This window comes from Prauserella flavalba, assembly GCF_003202235.1.
Lineage (GTDB): Bacteria > Actinomycetota > Actinomycetes > Mycobacteriales > Pseudonocardiaceae > Prauserella_A > Prauserella_A flavalba.
Genome location: NZ_MASU01000005.1, coordinates 824,506 through 843,432 on the forward strand (window position 1 = coordinate 824,506; position 18,927 = coordinate 843,432).

Here is an 18,927-nt window from a genome sequence, read left to right on the forward strand (position 1 = left end):
TCACCAAAAGGCCCCCAAGGCCACCTTTGTTGCGTTCAACGCAACAAAGGTGGCCTTGGGGGCCGGTCAGGAAGCGCTCAGACGAGGCCGAGCTGCTTGACGGCGTCGCGCTCCTCGGTGAGCTCGCGCACGGAGGCGTCGATGCGCTCGCGGGAGAAGTCGTCGATCTCCAGGCCCTGGACGATCTCGTACTTGCCGTTCTTGCAGGTGACGGGGAACGACGAGATGATGCCCTCCGGCACGCCGTAGGAGCCGTCCGACGGGATGCCCATCGAGACCCAGTCACCCTCGGCGGTGCCGTTGACCCAGTCGTAGACGTGGTCGATGGCCGCGTTGGCCGCGGACGCCGCCGACGACGCGCCACGGGCCTCGATGATCTCCGCGCCGCGCTTGGCCACGCGGGGGATGAACTCGTCGGCCAGCCACGCCTGGTCGTTCACGGCCTCGGCCGCGTTCTTGCCGCCCACCTCGGCGTGGAAGATGTCCGGGTACTGGGTCGCCGAGTGGTTGCCCCAGATCGTCAGCTTCTTGACGTCGGACACGGCGACGCCCAGCTTCTTCGCCAGCTGCGCGATCGCGCGGTTGTGGTCGAGGCGGGTCATCGCCGTGAACCGCTCCGCCGGCACGTCGGGCGCGTGCGACTGGGCGATGAGGGCGTTGGTGTTGGCGGGGTTGCCCACCACGAGCACCTTCACGTCGTCGGCGGCGCCGGCGTTGATGGCCTCGCCCTGCGGCTTGAAGATGCCGCCGTTGGCCTCGAGCAGGTCACCGCGCTCCATGCCCTTCGTGCGCGGGCGGGCGCCCACCAGCAGAGCGACGTTGACACCCTCGAACGCCTGCTTCGCGTCGTCGAAGATGTCCACACCGGCCAGCAGCGGGAACGCGCAGTCCTCCAGCTCAAGCGCGGTGCCCTCGGCCGCCTTCACCGCCTGCGGGATCTCCAGCAGCCGCAGCTTCACCGGAGTGTCCTGACCCAGCAGCTGACCGGACGCGATGCGGAACAGCAGCGCGTAGCCGATCTGGCCGGCAGCGCCGGTGACGGTGACGTTGACAGGGGCTTGGGTCATAACGTTCTCCTGCTGACGGGTTCTGTTCTTGTATCGGGGATGTTATCGGCCGCTGCTCCGGATGGGTGGGTGCGTCGCCTCACCTGTACCGATTGAGCGGCGGAGGTGGTCTCCACGTCGAAGGCCCTGCCGAGCGCGAGCACGGCCTCGTCGAGCTTGCCCAGACTCGACAGGACGGTCCTGGCCTGGGGGCTGTCGGCGAGCTCACCCGGCGGCGTGTCTCCGGCCTCGGCCAGCACCCGCTGCTCGGTGCCGCCGCCGACGGCGTCGAGCAGCACGTCGATGTTGCCGGTGAGCCGTCCGGTCAGCGTGGGCAGCCGCTCGTCCAGCGCGAGCAGTCCTGGCTGGGCCCTGGCGGCGATGTTGCGGGTGCGGAAGGCGATGGCCTCGAGCGTGTTGAGCACGTACCAGCCGTAGTCGCGGCGCGCGCCGCGGACGTTGATCGGATGGGTGAGCGGCTCGACGGTGGTGCGCAGGCGCTCCACCGACCGGTCCAGCTCCCTGGACAGCTCGATGACGTTGACGTTCTCCCGCCCGGTCAGCAGCGCGTCGGCCTGCACCACGAACTCGCGGAGGTCCTCCAGCGCCGCGGCGACGTCGTCGAGCATCACCGACCTGGTGCGCACCGGCACGATCACCACGGCGGCGAGAATGCCCGCGAGCGCGCCCACCGCCGTCTCGGCCAGCCGCACGCCCAGCACCTCCAGGCTGAACGTGCCCAGCAGGCTGTAGAGCAGGCCGAGCATGGTGGTGATGAAGAAGGCCATCGCGGTCTGCGAAACGCGGGCCACGAACGCCGTGCCGAACACGCACACGAGAATCAGCACGATCGTTGCCGCGGTGTTGCCGGTGACGAGCAGCGCGCACAGTGCGCCGGCGAAGATCCCGACGAGCGTGCCCGCGAGCCTGCGGGCGCCCTTCACCAGCGTGGCGCCCGCGCTCGACGTGCCGAGGAAGACGACGAACACGGTCAGCACCGCCCAGTACCAGCGCTGGGGCGACACCAGCTCGCCGCCGACGACCGCGAGCCCGCCGCCGAGCACGGCCTGCAGCGCGCTGCGCGTGCGGTTGTCCCAGGCGAACACGCTGGTGCGCTCGGGCTCCTCCGGGTCGGGCGGTTCGGTCTCGGCTGAGTAGTCGCGTTCGGCGATGCGCTGCGCGTTGACGTCGGCGAGCGCGAGCTCGGCCGTGGCCCTGCGCAGTTCGTCACCGGGCCGGGGCTGGTCGCTGAGCCTGCTGCCCTCCACGAGCAGCCTGCTGAACTCGTCGGTCTCGCTGATCACGGGCAGCTCGCGCGGGTCGCGTTCGATGAGCGAGCCCAGCCGCCGCAGCCGGGCCAGCAGGTCGTCGCGGACGGCCTCCTCGAGGTGGTCGGCGCACGTGCGGCGGGTGGTGATCATGAGCCATTGCACGGCCAGCTCGACCTCGATGGCGCGCCTGCGCAGCAGGGCGGCCGCCGCCGGGTCGATCACGTCCTCTGCGGTGTCCTCGATCAGCAGCACGCACTCGTGGAGCCGGTCGCCCGCCCGGCGTAGCTGCCTGTCGCTGCGGGCGGAGCCACCGGAGGCGAGGTGGGCGGTGGCCGCGCGCACGACCGCGCCGAGCCGGGCGCGGAACGCCTTGCGCACGCTGAGCAGCTCCCGCTCCGCCCTTCGCCGCAGGAGCACGAACCGCACGAGGGCGTTCGCGGTGAGGCCCACCGCGAGTGCGAGCAGGAGCACCGGCACCTGGCCGACCCTGGTCTGCAGGAACATCGCGAAGAAGAACAGGAAGAACGCCAGCGAACCGAGCGCGATGCCCCGCGGTCCGAACCGCTGCGCGTACACGGCCACGAAGATCAGCAGCACGAACACGATGCCGTCCAGCGGTGGGGCGGCCTGGCCGAGGCTCGCGGCGGTGAGCGCGGCGGCGCCGACCGCGAACCCCAGCGCCAGCGTCACGGCCTGCTGTCCCGGCTCGGGGTCGTTCACCGTGAACGCCGACATCATCGCCGCGATGGCGCCGACGAGCACCACCATCAGTGGCTGGCCGAGCGCGACGAGTGTGACCGCGGCGATCCCGATGCCGAGCACCGCCGACGCCGCGGAGCGCAGCCTGACCAGCCCGGGGTCGGAGGCGCGCAGCCGGTCGAGCGCGGTCGCGATCATGCGAGCAGCTCCCACTGGGCCAGCCGCAACCGCCCGGTGGATTCCGTGATCCGCAGCCGGTGGAGGCGGAACGCCCTCGGCTCGGCCACGCGGAACGCCCGGGTCTGCCTGCGCCAGGGGAACGTCTCGTCGCGGCGCGCGTCGAGCACCGTCCACTCGGTACCGTCGGCCGAGCCCTCCAGCACCCACGCGCGCGGGTCGCCCTCGCGGCCCGCGGAGGTCAGTGTGTAGCAGCGCACCGTCGCCGGTGCGGGGGCGACGTGGTCGAGTACCGGGGTCGCGGAGGAGAACGTGACCTCGGTGCGGCTGGTGTCGTCGCGCAGGGCGGTCACGTCGGTGCCGTCGAGGCAGCGCGCCGGGCCCGGCAGATCGCGCAGCGGGGCGGGCGGCTCCGGTTCCGTGCCCAGCGTGCCCCAGCCGCTCGGCTCCGGGCCCAGCTCGACATCCAGCACCGCGCCCGCAGCGAGCACGTCGTGGTCGAGCCACGGCGAGTCGTGCGGCTCGCCGTCGACGCGCACGCCCTGGACGTACATGTCCCGCTCGCTCGCGCGCGGTGCGTTGATCACCAGGTCGTTGCCGTTCTCCAGATGCACGACCGCTCTCGGGAACAGGGGGGAGCAGAGCACGTACCGGGTGCCACCCGGGTCGAGCGGATAGAACCCGAGCGCACCGAACAGGTACCACGCCGACAGCTCGCCGTTGTCCTCGTCGCCGGCGTAGCCCTGCCCGATCTCGCTGCCGAGGTAGCAGCGGCGCAGCACCTCGCGCACGATGCGCTGCGTCTTCGCGGGCGCGCCCGCGTGGGCGTAGACGTACGGGATGTGGTGTGACGGCTGGTTCGAGTGCCCGTACTGGCCGAGCCGCACGTCGCGTGCCTCGGTCATCTCGTGGATCACCTTGTGGTAGGACCCGGCGCGCAGCCCCGTCTCCGGCGTCGCGAAGAACCGGTCCAAGGTGGACTCCAGCCGCGCGCGCCCGCCGTGCAGGGCCGCCAGTCCCTCGCCGTCGTGTGGTGCGGAGAACGCGGTGTTCCAGCCGTTGGTCTCGGTGTAGTCGTGACCCCATTCGGCGGGGTCGTAGGTGCCGGGCTCGTGGCGCCAGCGGCCGTCGGCCCTGCGGCCCTGGAAGAACCCGCTCCTCGCGTCGAAGTGGTGCACGTGGTTCCGCGCCCTGCTCGCGAAGTAGAGCGCGTTGTCCTCGTCGCCGAGTGCGCGCGCGAGCGCGGCGATGCCGGAGTCGTTGACGCAGCCCTCCAGCGCCCACGACAGTCCCTCCCGCGTGGACAGTGGCGTGTAGCCGAGGAAGATCGACTCGGCGAGGCCCTGACGGCCGACGGCGCGGTCTGGCGGGGCGACGGTGGCGTTGCGCAGGGCCGCCTCGTAGGCAGCCCGCACGTCGAACCCGCGCACGCCCTTGAGGTAGGCGCCGGCGAACGCGACATCGGAGCTGGTGCCCACCATCGAGTTCGCGTAGCCGGGCGCCGACCAGCGGGCGATCCAGCCGCCTTCGCGGTACTGCTGCACGAACCCCTCGATCAGCTCGCCGCAGCGGCGCGGGGTGAGCAGCGCGAGCGCGGGCCACGTGGTGCGGTAGGTGTCCCAGAATCCGTTGTTCACCGACATCGGCCCGTCGAGCACCTTCGCCCCGGTGCGTGTGCGGGTGCTGGGCCACCGGCGCCGCACCACGGGGCTCGCGTGCCGCAGGCCGCGCGGGGTGTTCTCGTGCCCGGAGTTCGGGTAGAGGAACAACCGGTACAGGCTGGAGTAGAGGGTGGTGAGCTGGTCGTCGGTGGCGCCCTCGACCTCGACCCGGCCCAGCAGCTCCCGCCATGCCTCCCGCGCCCGGTCGCGCACGTCGGCGAAGGTGAGCGGCGCGGCGACCTCCAGCTCCAGGTTGCGCCGCGCCTGCTCGAGGCTGATGAGCGACGTGGCGATCCGCATGGTCACCTCGCGTGCCGTGAACCTCACGTGACCGGTCACCGTGCGCCAGAACGGCTTGCGGTCGCGGCCACCACCGCTGGGCTGCTCGTCGAACGTCGCGTGGAGGAACATCCGGCGCGCGCCTGCCGACGACCGGCTGCGCACCCACGTGTGCCCGGTGACCGTGCGGTTCGCGACGTCGACGCGCAGCCCGCCCCGGTTGCGGACGTTGTCGAAGAGCAACCAGCCGCCCTCGCCCGGGAAGGTGAACCGCAGGATCGCGCCGTGGTCGGCGGGCGCGAGGTCGGCGGTGATGCCGCACGCGAACCGCACACCGTAGTGGTGGGGCCGGTCGATCTCGTCGTCGTGCGAGAACGCGAGCGCCCGCGCCGCCGGATCGGTCACCACCTCGCCCATGCCGGGCATCACCTGGAACGTGTGCCGGTCGCCGACCCACGGGCTCGGCTGGTGGCTCAGTGCGAGCGCCTGCAACGCCGGAGGACTCCCGGAGTGGTACTCGTAGATCCAGTCGAGCGCACGGGCGTCGGTCACCGGCGTCCACAGGTTGAAGCCGTGCGGCACCGCCGTCGCGGGCAGGCAGTTGCCCCGCGAGAACCGGGCGCTGGAGTGGGTGCCCCTCGTGGTGCGCACGTACTCGACGGGCTCCCCGGGCACGGGTTCCCGGTGGGCGAGGCGGACGTCGTCGACCCACCCGGTCAGCTCGGGACCGTCACCGGGCACGTCGGTGACGAGCACGATCGCCCGCACGGTGCGGCCCGCCGCGACCGCGCCCACGGGCACGCGCACCAGGTTCCACTGGTCCGGGTAGAGCTCCTTCGACTCACCCCGCGCACGCGCTCGCGTGTGCGGCGCCAGCTCACCGAGCGTGGTGCCGTCGGTGAACTCGAGGTCCACGCCGACGAAGGTGCTCCGGTAGCTCGGCGGCGCACCGTCCGACTCGGGAAAGACCACGTAGGACAGTTCGGTGTGCTCGGCCACCGGCACGTCCACGGTGAACAGGCCCGCGCGGGCCGGACCGGTCACCTCCGTCGCGTAGTGGAGCGCCCTGGCGCCGGTGAAGCCGACGCCTGCCGTCGCGGCGAGCGGGCGGACGGGGCCGGCTCCGACGTGTGTGTGCAGGCGCTGGCCGGTGCCCGGCTGTGGGTCGCCGTCCTCGAAGGAGGAGTAGAACTCGGTGGCCACCACGTCAGTCACCGTAGTGCCGATCGGGGTGGCCGCTCAGACCGACACGAGCAGGCGTTCCAGCACCCGCGTCCCGAACCGCAGGCCCTCCACGGGCACGCGCTCGTCCACGCCGTGCGCCATCGCCCGATAGGCGAAGCCCTCGGGCAGCCACAGCGGGGCGAAGCCGTAGCAGTCGATGCCGAGCGGGGCGAACGCCTTCGCGTCGGTGCCACCGCCCATGCAGTACGGCACCACCACGGCCTCCGGGTCCTCGGCCCGCAGGGCCGCGGCCATCGCGTCGAACCACGGCGAGTCCACCGGAGCCTCCACGGCGGGCTGGTGCGACACGAACTCGCGTTCCACGCCAGGGCCGAGCAGCGCGTCGACCTGAGCCAGCATCCCCTCCTCCGTGCCCGGCAGCACGCGGGTGTCCACCAGGCCGTGCGCGATACCGGGGATGACGTTCACCTTGTACCCGGCCTGCAGCATGGTCGGTGTCGTGCTGTTGCGGACCGTCGACTCCACCAGCCCCGCGGCGGGGCCGAGCCGGGCGAGCGTGCCGTCGATGTCGGCGAGGTCGATCTCCACGCCGAGCGCCTCGCCGGTGCGTTCGAAAAACGCCCGGACCGAGGGCGTGAGTACCACCGGCCACGTGTGCGCCGCCAGCGCGTGCAACGCGTCGACCAGCCGCACCACGGCGTTCTCGTCGTTGCGGCGGGAGCCGTGCCCCGCGCGGCCGCGCGCCGTGAGCCGCAGGTGGGCCGTGCCGCGCTCGGCGGTGCCGATGGGGTAGAGCCGCACGGGCCTGCCGTCGGCCGCGCGCACGTGGTAGCTGTAGCCGCCCGACTCGCTGATCGCCGCCGCGCAGTCCGCGAACAGCTCCGGGTGCTTCGCGGTCAGCCAGTGCGCGCCGTAGCCGCCCTGGTCCTCCTCGTCGGCCACGAACGCCAGCACGAGGTCCCGGCGCGGGCGCCGGCCGGTGGCGGCGAGCGAGTGCACGACGGAGAGCACCATCGCGCAGAAGTCCTTCATGTCCACCGCGCCCCGGCCCCACAGGAAGCCGTCGCGCACCTCGCCGGAGAACGGGTGGACGCTCCAGTCCGCCGCGTCGGCCGGGACGACGTCGAGGTGGCCCTGCACGAGCAGGGCTGGCAGGGACGGGTCCTCACCCGCAACCCGCGCGACGACGTTGGCCCTGCGCGGCGCCGACTCGTACGTGCGCGACTCGACGCCCGCGGCGGCGAGCACCCCGGCCACGAACTCGGCCGCCTCTCGCTCGCCTCGGAGTCGCCGTTGCCGTGGTTGGTGGTGTCGAAGCGGATCAGCCTCGCGCACAGCTCCACCGTGTCGGTCTGGTCGGTCAGGTCGGTGTTCATCGCGCCTCGCCCGCTCAGCCGTACTTGCCCTGCACCGCGCCGTCCGCGATCGCGGTGACCACCTTGAACGCCTTCATCGCCTCGGTCATGTCGGGCGCGTCGAAGCCCACGGTGCGCACCCCGGTCTGCTCGACCGTGGGCACCACCGCGGCCGCCTGGGCAAGGTGGCTGGCGTCGAACTCGACCTCGACCCGGTGCGCGCCGGTCACGCGCTCCACCCGCCCGGCGCGCTTCATGCCCTGAGCGGCCGCCTCGGTCAGCAGCGCCGCCGTCACCGAGGGCGGGCTGCAGATCGCGGCGTAGCGGCTCACGCACTCCTTCACCGCCACCAGCGCGGCGTCCGGTGCGTAGTCGCGGGCCTCCTCCACGGTCTTGTCGTCGCCGCTCACCACGAGCACCGGCACGCCGTACTCGGCGGCCAGCGCCGCGTTGAGCCTGCCCTCGCTGGCGGGCACGCCGTCGAGCCACACACCGGTGATCTGGTTCGGCAGATACGTGTGCGACAGGACGCCGTCGCAGCCCGCGCCCGCGTGGTAGCCGAGGAACACCACGCCGTCGACGCCCGAATCGATGCCCTCCATCATCGACAGCGGCTTGTGCCGCCCGGTGAGCATCCGCGCCCGCGGATCCAGGTCCTCCAGCAGAAGGTTGCGCTGGGACGAGTGGGCCTCGTTGACGAGTACGTCGCCGGCGCCCGCGTCACACAGGCCTGCGATCGTGGCGTTGACGTCGCCGGTGAACAGCCGGCGGAACCGTTGCCACTGCTCCGTTCCCGGCACCACGTCGTCGGTCCAGGTGACTCCGGTGGCGCCCTCCATGTCCGCCGAGACCATGATCCGCATGGGGCAAACCTACTGCGTCGGTCACGGGTTGGCATTCGGTTCGGCAAATCGTTGACACGACGAAGCGGGAAGTGGTTACTTTTCCGCTTCGGGATCTCAGACAGCAACGAGGGGTGCACAGTGGGTTTCAGTCGTCTGCGCCGGGCGAGAGCGGCGCTCGCCGTGCTCGCGGTTCCGCTCCTGGTCGCCGCGCCGCTCTCCCCGCCCGCGCAGGCCCAGTCCGGCACGGTGCTGCGCGTCGCGCTCGTCCAGGAGATCGACCACCTGAACCCGTTCACCGCGAGCTTCGCGTCCAGCACCATGATCGGCCGCTTCGCGTGGGAGTTCCTCACCCTGCCCTCCGCCGAGGACGCCACACCGACCGGGGGAGTCGCCGAGAGCTGGAACACCTCGCCGGACAAGCTGACGTGGACGTTCACCATCCGCGAGGGCATGACGTGGTCCGACGGCGAACCGGTGACCGCCAAGGACGCCGCGTTCACCTTCAACCGCATCATGAGCGACCCCAAGGCGGCCGAGGCCAACGGCAGCTACGTCGAGAACTTCGAACGCGTCACCGCGCCCGACCTGCGCACCCTCGTCGTCGAGATCAAGAAGCCGCAGGCCAGCATGACGGCACTCGACGTGCCGATCGTGCCCGAGCACATCTGGTCGGGCATCGACGACATGGCCGACCCGAAGACCGACAGCGTCGACGTGGTCGGCGTCGGCAGCGGACCCTTCCTGATCTCCGAGTACCGGCCCAACGAGATCGTCACCCTCAAGGCCAACCGTCACTACTGGCGCGGCGCGCCGCAGATCGACGAGCTGCAGTTCGTCAAGTTCGAGAACGCCGACGCCGCCGTGGCCGCGCTCAGGAACGGCGAGGTCGACTTCGTCAACCGGCTCACCCAGGCCCAGTTCGACAGCCTCAAGGGCGAGGACGGCATCGAGACCAACCAGGCCTCCGGCCGCCGCTACCGCGAGCTGCTGATGAACCCCGGCGCCGAGAACATCGAGGGCCAGGCCATCGGCGACGGCCACCCCGCGCTGCGCGACGTCCGCGTGCGGCGCGCCATCGCCAAGGCCATCGACCCACAGGTTCTGGTGGACAAGGTGCTCGGCGGCTACGGCGAGCTGCCCGGCGGCCTAGTCCCGCCCATCTACTCCGACTTCCACTACACGCCGCCCGCCGGGAAGAGGTACACGTTCGACCCGGCCGCGGCCGGCCGAGAGCTCGACGCCGCCGGCTACCGCAAGGGCCCCGACGGCGTCCGCGCCGGGCCCGACGGCCGCAAGCTCGAGTTCCGGCTCACCGCCCGCTCCAGCGAGGACTACGGTCTGCGCGCCAGCGACTACATCGCGGGCTGGCTCGGCGACATCGGGATCACCGTGACCAAGAACCTGGTGTCCGACAACGAGGTGGACGAGACCACCTCGTCCGGCCACTACGACCTCGCGCTGTCGGGCTGGGGCACCAACCCCGACCCCGACTACATCCTGGGCAAGCAGACGTGCGCGAGCCTGCCCGCGGCCTCCGGCAGCAGCAGTAGCAACGCGTTCTTCTGCGACGCCGCCTACGACGACCTGTACGCCAGGCAGGCCGCCGAACTCGACAAGGACAAGCGCGCCGAGCTCGTCCGGCAGGCGCAGGCCCGCTACTACGAGCAGGCGCCGAGCCTCGTGCTCGACTACGACAACGTCCTGGAGGCCTACCGTTCGGACCGGTTCACCGGGTTCGTCCGCCAGCCGAACGGCGAGGGGCAGATCATGGAGCAGACCGGCTACTGGGGCTTCTACGGTGTCCGGCCCGTCGAGGGCGGCGCGGGCGGCGACACCGGGCTGCCGGCCGGAGCGTGGGTCGCGATCGGCGCCGGGGCGCTGCTGCTGCTCGTCGGCGGCGGCACGGCGCTCGCCCGCCGCAGGACGCCCGCCGAGGACCGGGAGTAACCGGCCTTGACCACCAGCACGACCGGCGGCCCGCCCGCCGCCGACCTCGACGAGCGCCGCGCCGGCACCTCCACGGCCCGGTTCGTGGCCGGGAAGGCCGGCGGCGCGCTCGCCAGCCTGGTGTTCGTCATGGTGCTCGGGTTCCTGCTGTTCCGGATGATCCCCGGCGATCCGGTGGCCACCATGACCCGCGACCGCCCGACCAGCCCGGAGCAGCTCGCCCAGCTGCGCGAACGGCTCGGCGTGGACGAGCCGCTGTGGCGGCAGTTCCTCGACTACGCGCTCGGGCTGCTCAGCGGCGACCTCGGCACGTCCTACCTCTACAACCGCCCGGTCGCCACGATGATCGGCGAACGGCTGTGGCCCACGGTCCTGCTGGTGGGCACGGCGACGGTGCTCGCCGTCGCGCTCGGCATGTGGCTCGGCATCCGGGCCGCCTGGAAGCGCGACAGCGCGTTCGACCGCGTGCACACCGGCGTCGCCCTCACCCTCTGGTCGGTACCGCAGTTCTGGCTCGGCCTCCTGCTGCTCATCGCCACGCAGGGACTGTTCCCGAGCCGCGGCATGCGCTCGCCGGACCTGCCGGAGGGCTTCCTCGCCCAGACCCTCGACGTCGCCTGGCACCTGACCCTGCCTTGCGTCACGCTGCTCGCGGTGATCTACGCCCAGTACATGCTCGTGATGCGCTCTTCGCTGCTGGAGGAGATGGGCTCGGAGTACCTGACCACCGCGCGCGCCAAGGGACTGCGCGACGACCTGGTGCGACGCCGCCACGCCGTGCCGAACGCGCTGCTGCCCGCCGTCACGCTCGTCTTCCTGCAGTTCGGCATGGTCGTCTCAGGCACGGTGACCGTCGAGGCCGTGTTCTCGTGGCCCGGGCTCGGGCTGCTCACCTACGACGCGCTGCGAGGACCGGATCTGCCGCTGCTGCAAGGAGTGTTCGTCGTGCTGGCCGGATCGGTGATCGTCATGAACCTGCTCGCCGAGCTGCTCTACCGCGTGCTCGACCCCAGGGTGCGTGCGGCATGACGTCACCGGCGTGGCAGCGGCGCCGCACCGCCGCGACAGATCTCTGGCGGGAGTTCCGCGGCAACCGCGGCGGGCTCGCCGGGCTGTGCGTGCTCGCCGCGATCGTGGTGCTGGCCGTGCTCGCCCCGCTGATCACCGACGAGAGCGGGCTCGACGTCATCAGCGCCACCGGCACCCCGCTCCAGCCGCCGTCGGGCGAGTACTGGCTCGGCACCGACGTCGACGGCCGCTCCGTGCTCCTGCTGACGTTCTGGGGCGCGCGCGTGTCGCTGCTCGTGGGCTTCGCTGCGACGGTGCTGTCGGTGTTCATCGGCACGCTCGTGGGCATCGTGGCCGCGCACTTCCAGGGGTGGCCGTCGGCCGTGCTCCTGCGCGTCACCGACTTCTTCCTGGTACTGCCCTCGCTGGTGCTGGCGATCGCGCTGTCGAGCGTGCTCACCAAGGGGATCTGGACCATCGTGCTCGCCATCGGCGTCACGTCGTGGCCCTCGACGGCACGGCTCGTGCGAGCACAGACGCTCACCATCGAGAGCAGGCCCTACATCGAGCGCGCCAAGGCGCTCGGCGGCGGGCACGCCCACCTCATCGGCAAACACGTGCTGCCCGCGGTGCTGCCGCTCGTGCTCGCCAACACCACCCTTGTCGTCGGCAGCTCGATCATCGCGGAGTCGACGCTGTCGTTCCTCGGCCTCGGCGACCCGACCTCGGTGTCGTGGGGCTCGATGCTGCAGACGGCGCTGTCCTCCGGCGCGGTCACCGCGGGCGCCTGGTGGTACCTGCTGCCGCCTGGGCTCGCGATCGTGGTGATCGTGCTGTCGTTCACCCTCGTCGGGCGGGCACTGGAGACGGTGCTCAACCCGCGCTTGAAGGCGGGAAGATGAGTCCACTGCTCGAACTGCGCGACCTCGGCGTCACGTACTCCACCGGTGGCGACGAGGTGGAGGCCGTCCGCGACGTGAACCTGGCACTGGAACCCGGTGAGACCCTGGGCATCGCGGGGGAGTCGGGCTCCGGCAAGTCCACGGTCGCGCTCAGTGTGCTGCGGCTGCTGCCCAAGTCGGCGAAGGTCAGCGGAGAGATCCTGCTCGACGGCGAGGACGTCACCACCATGCGCTGGGGCAGGCTGCGGGCCGTGCGCTGGTCGTCGGCCTCGGTGGTCTTCCAGGGCGCCATGCACGCGCTCAACCCGGTGCGCCGCGTCGGCGAGCAGATCGCCGAGCCCATCCGCCTGCACACCGACCTGCCCGAGGCGAAAGTGCGGGCGAGGGTGACCGAACTGCTCGACCAGGTGGACCTGCCCCCGGCGAAGGCCCGGTCGTACCCCCACGAGCTTTCCGGCGGCCAGAAGCAGCGCGTGATGATCGCGATGGCGGTCGCGTGCGAACCGAGGCTGATCCTCGCCGACGAGCCCACCACCGCGCTCGACGTCATCGTGCAGGCACAGGTGCTCGCGCTGCTCGGCGAGCTCGTCGCCGAACGCGGCATCGGGCTCGTGCTCATCACCCACGACCTGTCGGTGCTCGCGGCGACGTGCCGGCGCATCGCCGTGATGTACCGCGGCGAGGTCGTGGAAGAGGGACCCGGCGACGAGGTGATGGCGCGGCCCCGGCACGAGCACACCAGGGCGCTCGCCGCGGCCTTCCCGACGGTCGGTGACCCGGCCTCCCGGTTCGCCCCGGCCACCACGAACCCGCTGCCGCCCGAGCCGGACCGGGCCGCGCCCGACGCCGAAGCGCCAGGGCTGCTGGCCGCACGGGACCTCAAGGTCACGTTCCGTGATCGTCACGGCGAGGTGGTCCACGCCGTCGCGGGAGTGGATCTCGACGTGCGCCGCGACGAGATCGTCGCCCTCGTCGGCCAGTCCGGTTCCGGCAAGACCACGCTCGCGCGGGCCCTCCTCGGGCTGCAACGGCCCACCGCGGGTTCCGTGTTCTACGACGGCAGGCTCGTGCCCACGTCGTCGGCCGGGCTGAAGGAGTACCGCCGCCAGGCGCAGCTGGTGCTGCAGGACCCGACGAGCGCCCTCAACCCACGCCACACCGTCTACGAGGCCGTGGCCGAGGGACCTCGCATCCACGGGATCACTGGCGACGAGCGCTCGCTCGTGCTGGAGGCGCTCACCGCGGCGGAGCTTCGACCTGCGGAGACCTACCTGTCCCGGTTGCCGCACGAGCTCTCCGGCGGGCAGCGGCAGCGCGTCGTCATCGCCGGCGCGCTCGCGCTGCGGCCCAGCGTGCTGGTGGCGGACGAGCCGGTGACCTCCCTCGACGCGTCGGTGCGGGGCGAGATCCTGGCGTTGCTGCTGCGCCTGCGGCGGGAGCTCGCCCTCGCCGCGCTCGTCATCACCCACGACCTCGGCCTCGCGTGGAACATCGCCGACCGCGTGGCCGTGATGTACCGGGGCGAGCTCGTCGAGGTGGGCCCGGTGGAGCAGGTGCTGCTCGAACCGCGGCACGAGTACACGAAGTCCTTGCTCGCCGCACTGCCGACGGGTATGGCGCGTGCGTTCGAACGCGGTGTGTAACCTCGAAGCTCGACATGGCCACCACCACAGACCCCGTGCCCAACCCCGGCACCGACGCGGACCGGCCTGCTGCCGAAGCGGCGCTGGCCGATGTTCGTGAGCCCGCGCGGTTCCCGTACCGCACCATCGCGATGGGTGTCGTGGGCAGCGTCCTGGTCCTGCTCGCCTCGTTCGGCGCCGCCGGTGTGCTCGTCCGCGACCCCGTGCTCGGGGCGGGCCCGCTGTCGTGGATCCGGTACGGCCACGGCAAGGCGCTCGCCACGGTGCTGCTGTACGCCGGGTTCGGGCTGGTCGTGTGGGCGTGGGTCCGGCTCGGCCGTTACGCGCTCGCCGGGCGCATCGGCGCCAGGCCCGTCGTCGTGGCCGCGCTGTGCTGGATGGTGCCGCTGCTCGTCGCGCCGCCGCTGTTCACGCGCGACGTCTTCTCCTACCTCGGGCAGGGTGCGCAGCTGCTGCACGGGCTCGACCCCTACGCCTACGGCCCCGCCGCGCTGGACACGCTGCCGGACGTGGTGCAGAACGTGCACCCGCTGTGGCAGACCACGCCCGCGCCGTACGGGCCGCTGTTCCTGCTCGTCGCCAAGGGCATCGTGTCGTTCACCGGCAACAACATGATCCTCGGTGTGATCGTGACGCGGCTCGTGCTGCTCGTCGGGCTCGGCGCGATGCTGTGGGCGCTGCCGAGGCTGGTGAAGCACCTCGGCGGCAGGCTGCCGGTGACGATGTGGCTCGCGGTCGCCAGCCCGATGATGGTGATCCACCTCGTCGGCGGTCCGCACAACGACCTGATGATGCTCGGGTTGCTCACGCTCGGCGTGCTCGCCGCGCTGGAACGGCGGCACCTGCTCGCCGTCGTGCTCGTGACCGTCGGCATGCTCATCAAACCGACCGCCGCGATAGCGCTGCCGTTCCTGGTGTGGGTGTGGGCCAACCACATGCCGGCCGAGGAGAGCCTGTTCCGGCGCTTCGTCAAGGCGGTCGTGCCGTCGCTGGCCGTGTTCGGCGGCGTGTTCGTGGTGGGCACGTGGCTGTCGCTCGGTTCGTTCAACCTCGGCTGGGTCACCGGCCTGCAGGCGCCGCAGATCATCGCGAACTGGCTCAACTTCCCGACCGGCATCGGCGAGATCTTCTACACGCTCGTCAACGTCGTGGTGGACGTGCAGGCATCGCCGTTCGTCACCGTGGCGCGCGGCATCGCGTGGGTCGCGCTCGCCGCGTTCCTGGTGCGGCAGTGGTGGCTCTCGCGGCACGGCGGCACCGAGGCGATCTTCCGGATGGCGCTGTCGCTGCTCGCCGTCGCGATCCTCGCGCCCCCGACGCTGCCGTGGTACCTCACGTGGGGCTTCGTGATCGCCTCGGCGTTCCCGTGGAAGCGGCTGCACCTGGCCGCGATGGTGGGCGTCTCGATGTTCCTGGTGCTCGTGTACTACCCGACCGGCGAGCAGAGTCTCTACGACTGGTGGTTCATCGCCATCGTGATCGCGGCCAGCCTCTACGGTGCCGCGTCGCTGCTGCGCCCCGACCCGCTCGGCCTGATCGCGGCGTGGCGCAGGGAACCGAGGCGGCCCGCCGAGCCCTCGGTCACGGGCGAGCCGACCAGCCCCGCCACGCGCTGATCTCCGTCCGCACGAGCGGTCCGTCCGGCGGTTGTCCGGTGTACTGCGGGTACTTCTCCCGCAGCGCCGCCAGCAACCGGGCGTCCTCGGGCACGATGGTCGCGGCGCCGTCGGCGCGGACCCACCACAGCCGGTTCCAGTCGTCGTCGTAGTGATCGACGAGGAACGAGACGTTGGGGTTGGCGGCGATGTTGCGCAGCCGGCGCAGGTTCGTGGTGCTCTTGGGCTTGGCGTCGACGACGAACGCGACCGTGCCGCCCACGACCGCGAACGTCACCGGCACCAGGTGCGGAGCGCCCTCCGGCCCGACCGTGGCGAGCCTGGCCACCCGCGCGGCCGCGAACCGGCGCCGCGCCTCCCGCTCGTCCAACCGCACGCACTCAGGGTAGGCACATCCGCAGTGAAGGCCACCTTCACTGCGTTGAACGCAGGCATGGTGGCCTTCACTGCGGATGGGGTCAGTCGTCCAGCACCAGGCTCGCGGCGTCCGCGTCGAGCTGCGCAGGCACTCCCAGTGGGACGGTCAGGGCACCCGCATGGTGACCGAAGCCGAGGTTCCACACCATCGGTACGTCCAGTGGCCCCAGCCGTTCCAGCACCAGCGCACGCACCGACTCCGGCGAGGCGCAGCCGGTCCACGAGCCCAGCGCGATGCCGTGGACGCCGTCGAACCAGCCCGCGCGCACCAGCTGGGTGAGCAGGCGGTCGATCCGGTAGAGCTCCTCGCCGACGTCCTCCAGCAGTGCGATGCCACCCCGCGCCTGCCGGCACTCCGGCGTGCCGAGGCCCGCGGCCAGCAGGCTGAGGTTGCCGCCGACGAGCGTGCCGCGGGCCCGGCCCGGCACGAGCGTCTCCGCGCCCGGTCCGCGGAGCACGCGCACGATGTCGGGCGTGAACAGCGCCGCACGCAACCCCTCCGCGGCCTCGGCGTCGAAGTGCGTGGTCGCCGGCATCGGGCTGAACAGTGTCGGCAGTCCGAGGTGGACGCCGATCGCGTCGTGCAGCGCGGTGGTGTCGCTGGAGCCGGCGAACAGCGTCGGTTCCGCCGCGCGCAGTGCCGCCCAGTCGACCGTGCCGAGCATGCGGTGGCAGCCGTAGCCGCCCCTCGCGGCGATCACGGCCTTGACGTCCGGGTCGAGCCACGCCTCCTGGAACTCGGCCGCCCGCTGGGCATCGGTGCCCGCGAGGTAGGACAGCTGCGGGTGCCGCGCCCGCACGCCGGGGAAGCACCGCACCCGCAGGCCCCACGACTCCACGACGGCGACCCCGGCGTCCAGCCGCTCGGCGGGCACCGGACCCGCGGGCGCCACGAGCGCGACCGTGTCACCAGGACGCAGCGCCGTCCTCACCGCCGCAGGTCCACCGGCGCCACGCCAGGCGTGGCGAATCCGAACACCTGGCCGTAGAACGCCAGTTCCGACTCCAGCGCGGTGACGATCGTGTCCGCCTTGCGGAACCCGTGCTGCTCGCCCGCGAACGTGAGGTGCGCGTGCGGGACGCCGGTGCCGCGCAGTGACGCCACGAACCGCTCCGCCTGCTCCGGCGGGCAGATCTCGTCCTCAAGCCCCTGCAACAGCAGCACCGGGCCGGCGAGCGCGCCGATGTTGTTGATGGGGGAGCGTTTCAGGTAGCGCTCGGAGGTCTCCGGCAGCGGGCCGATCAGGCCGTCGAGGTAGCGGGATTCGAAGTCGTGGGTCTCGCCGCCATCACCCGTCCACGGCTCGAGGTCGAGGATCGGGAACTTGATCGTCGCCGCGCGATAGGTTCGCACGGTGGTCATGGACGCTGCCGAGGTGAACCCGCCCGCGCTGCCACCCCGGATCGCGATCCGCTCGCCGTCGGCGGCGCCCTCGGCGACGAGTGCCCCGGCCACAGCGGCACAGTCGGCGACGTCGACGAGGCCCCAGTGTTCCCGCAGCCGCTCGCGGAACCGCCTGCCGTAGCCGGTGGAGCCGCCGTAGTTCACGGCCACCACCCCGATGCCCCGGCTGGTGAGGTAGGCGAATTCCAGTGACAGCACCGGGTAGTTCCGCCCCGTTGGGCCGCCGTGGGCGTGCACGACGTAGGGCGGCAGCTCACCGTCCGGCGCCGCGAACTCCGGGTTGGCGGGCGGGTAGACGTAGGCGGGCACCGGTTCGCCGTCGGCGGTGTGGAACGTGCGCGCCTGCGGAACCGGCAGGTAGGCCGCGGGTGGCAGCGGCGGCTGGGGCGTCAGGTCGGTGACGGCCCCCGTGCCGAGGTCGACGTGCACCACGGCGACGTCGCGCCGTGGTCCGGCGGCGATACCGGCGACGCCGCCGTCGAACACCGCGGGCGAGGTGGCCCACTCGGTCAGTTCGGGCGCCACCGGCGTGAGCGAGCCCGTGGCCTCGTCGAGCACCGCGAGCCTGCCGGAGTCGAGCACGGCGTGCCTGCCGTTCCCGAGCGGGACCGTCCAGCGTGCGCCGAGCTTCCACAGCGCACCGCCGAGTTCGGCCTCGGCGGGGGCGAGGTTGGTGAGCCCGCCGTCGAGCGTGACGCGGTGCAGGTTCCACCAGCCGTCCGGATCGAGCAGCGCCAGCAGCGTGCCCGATTCCTCCCACTCCAGCTGGCACACCGACGTCCCCGGTCCGCCGGCCAGCACGCGGTGGTCTCCGAACGTGCCGTCCTCGCGGACCTCGGCCACGCACAGCTCGGTGCCGTCCCACGGCATCGCAGGGTGGTTCCAGCCGAGCCAGGCCGCGTGCCGGCCGTCGGCCGAGAGCTGGGGCGCGGTGAGAAAGTGGTGGCTCGCCGAGAGCGAACGCGGCTCCCCTCCAGCGAGCGGGATCGCGACGAGGTCGCGGGCGACGTCGGTACGCCGGGGGCCGGTGGTGCGCTCGCGCACCGCCCACACCTCGCCGTCGCGGCCGGGCCGCAGGTCGCCGTAGCGGATGCCGTGCCGTTCGGGTGGTTCCGGCGTGAGGGGCGTGACCTCGCCGGAGGCCAGGTCCCGGAGGTAGACGCGCTGGTCGGCCCAGTTGGTGAAGACGAGTGTGCGGCCGTCGGAGACCCACGGCCTGCCGCCGTACTCGTGGACGCGGTTGCGGGCGTTCCACGGCGCGGGCAGCAGTTCCTCCACGGCGCCGTCGACCCATCTGACCAGCGACACCCGGCCGCCCTCGGCGGGGCGCGCCTCGGCCCACCACACGGTTCCGTCGACGACGTCGAGCCACTGCGGGACGACCCCCGCGGTCGCGACATCGGCGGCCTGGATGGGCGACGACCAGCTCCCGTACGGCGCGATCTCCGGCATCGTTCCAGCTTATGTGACT

12 protein-coding genes and 1 pseudogene are annotated in these 18,927 nt (G+C 72.0%); 5 read left to right on the plus strand and 8 right to left on the minus strand.

The features are described 5' to 3' along the window. Nucleotides 1-77: 77 nt before the first annotated feature. From BA062_RS11300 to BA062_RS11320, 5 genes and pseudogenes are all read right to left on the minus strand, one after another. Nucleotides 78-1,067 carry a malate dehydrogenase gene (locus BA062_RS11300; protein WP_110335997.1) on the minus strand — a complete coding sequence of 330 codons (990 nt, stop codon included), beginning with the start codon at nucleotides 1,065-1,067 and terminating at the stop codon, nucleotides 78-80. Then, complete coding sequence (locus BA062_RS11305) at nucleotides 1,064-3,214, minus strand: FUSC family protein (protein WP_110335998.1); 2,151 nt, start codon at nucleotides 3,212-3,214, stop codon at nucleotides 1,064-1,066. The genes BA062_RS11300 and BA062_RS11305 overlap by 4 nt, the downstream gene beginning before the upstream one ends. Beyond that, nucleotides 3,211-6,339: a GH92 family glycosyl hydrolase gene (locus tag BA062_RS11310; protein ID WP_110335999.1), complete on the minus strand. Its 3,129-nt coding sequence runs from the start codon at nucleotides 6,337-6,339 to the stop codon at nucleotides 3,211-3,213. Before BA062_RS11310 ends, BA062_RS11305 begins: the two co-directional genes overlap by 4 nt. A gap of 33 nt (nucleotides 6,340-6,372) precedes the next feature. Then, nucleotides 6,373-7,694 (minus strand): annotated as a pseudogene (locus tag BA062_RS11315) (M20/M25/M40 family metallo-hydrolase). Between the two features lie 14 nt (nucleotides 7,695-7,708). After that, a complete protein-coding gene (locus BA062_RS11320; RefSeq protein WP_110336000.1) occupies nucleotides 7,709-8,536 on the minus strand; it encodes a M55 family metallopeptidase in 828 nt (275 codons plus the stop codon). Nucleotides 8,537-8,656: 120 nt separating this feature from the next. Here BA062_RS11320 and BA062_RS11325 point away from each other — a divergent pair, with 120 nt between their 5' ends. Genes BA062_RS11325 through mptB form a run of 5 tightly spaced genes read left to right on the plus strand, consistent with a single transcriptional unit; the run spans nucleotide 8,657 to nucleotide 15,634 of the window. Beyond that, nucleotides 8,657-10,465 (plus strand): ABC transporter substrate-binding protein, encoded by a 1,809-nt coding sequence (locus BA062_RS11325; RefSeq protein WP_168213924.1) that lies wholly within the window; start codon nucleotides 8,657-8,659, stop codon nucleotides 10,463-10,465. Between the two features lie 6 nt (nucleotides 10,466-10,471). Further along, nucleotides 10,472-11,494 carry an ABC transporter permease gene (locus tag BA062_RS11330; protein WP_210406820.1) on the plus strand — a complete coding sequence of 341 codons (1,023 nt, stop codon included), beginning with the start codon at nucleotides 10,472-10,474 and terminating at the stop codon, nucleotides 11,492-11,494. After that, the gene (locus BA062_RS11335) at nucleotides 11,491-12,375 is read left to right on the plus strand and encodes an ABC transporter permease (RefSeq protein ID WP_110336001.1); all 885 of its coding nucleotides are present in this window, start codon (nucleotides 11,491-11,493) and stop codon (nucleotides 12,373-12,375) included. Before BA062_RS11330 ends, BA062_RS11335 begins: the two co-directional genes overlap by 4 nt. Next, the gene (locus tag BA062_RS11340) at nucleotides 12,372-14,018 is read left to right on the plus strand and encodes a dipeptide ABC transporter ATP-binding protein (RefSeq protein WP_110336002.1); all 1,647 of its coding nucleotides are present in this window, start codon (nucleotides 12,372-12,374) and stop codon (nucleotides 14,016-14,018) included. Before BA062_RS11335 ends, BA062_RS11340 begins: the two co-directional genes overlap by 4 nt. A 14-nt stretch (nucleotides 14,019-14,032) precedes the next feature. Further along, nucleotides 14,033-15,634 carry a polyprenol phosphomannose-dependent alpha 1,6 mannosyltransferase MptB gene (gene mptB, locus BA062_RS11345; RefSeq protein WP_110336003.1) on the plus strand — a complete coding sequence of 534 codons (1,602 nt, stop codon included), beginning with the start codon at nucleotides 14,033-14,035 and terminating at the stop codon, nucleotides 15,632-15,634. Here the strand turns inward: mptB and BA062_RS11350 are convergent. The 3 genes from BA062_RS11350 to BA062_RS11360 all read right to left on the minus strand — a co-directional run bounded on the left by BA062_RS11350 (nucleotide 15,600) and on the right by BA062_RS11360 (nucleotide 18,908). Continuing rightward, nucleotides 15,600-16,010, minus strand: a complete 411-nt coding sequence (locus tag BA062_RS11350; RefSeq protein ID WP_110336004.1) for a TIGR03668 family PPOX class F420-dependent oxidoreductase — start codon at nucleotides 16,008-16,010, stop codon at nucleotides 15,600-15,602. The genes mptB and BA062_RS11350 overlap by 35 nt on opposite strands. Nucleotides 16,011-16,092: 82 nt before the next feature. Continuing rightward, nucleotides 16,093-16,983: a S66 peptidase family protein gene (locus BA062_RS11355; RefSeq protein WP_110336005.1), complete on the minus strand. Its 891-nt coding sequence runs from the start codon at nucleotides 16,981-16,983 to the stop codon at nucleotides 16,093-16,095. After that, nucleotides 16,980-18,908, minus strand: coding sequence for a dipeptidyl-peptidase 5 (locus tag BA062_RS11360; RefSeq protein WP_110336006.1), 1,929 nt, complete (start codon nucleotides 18,906-18,908; stop codon nucleotides 16,980-16,982). The genes BA062_RS11355 and BA062_RS11360 overlap by 4 nt, the downstream gene beginning before the upstream one ends. Nucleotides 18,909-18,927: the final 19 nt, after the last annotated feature.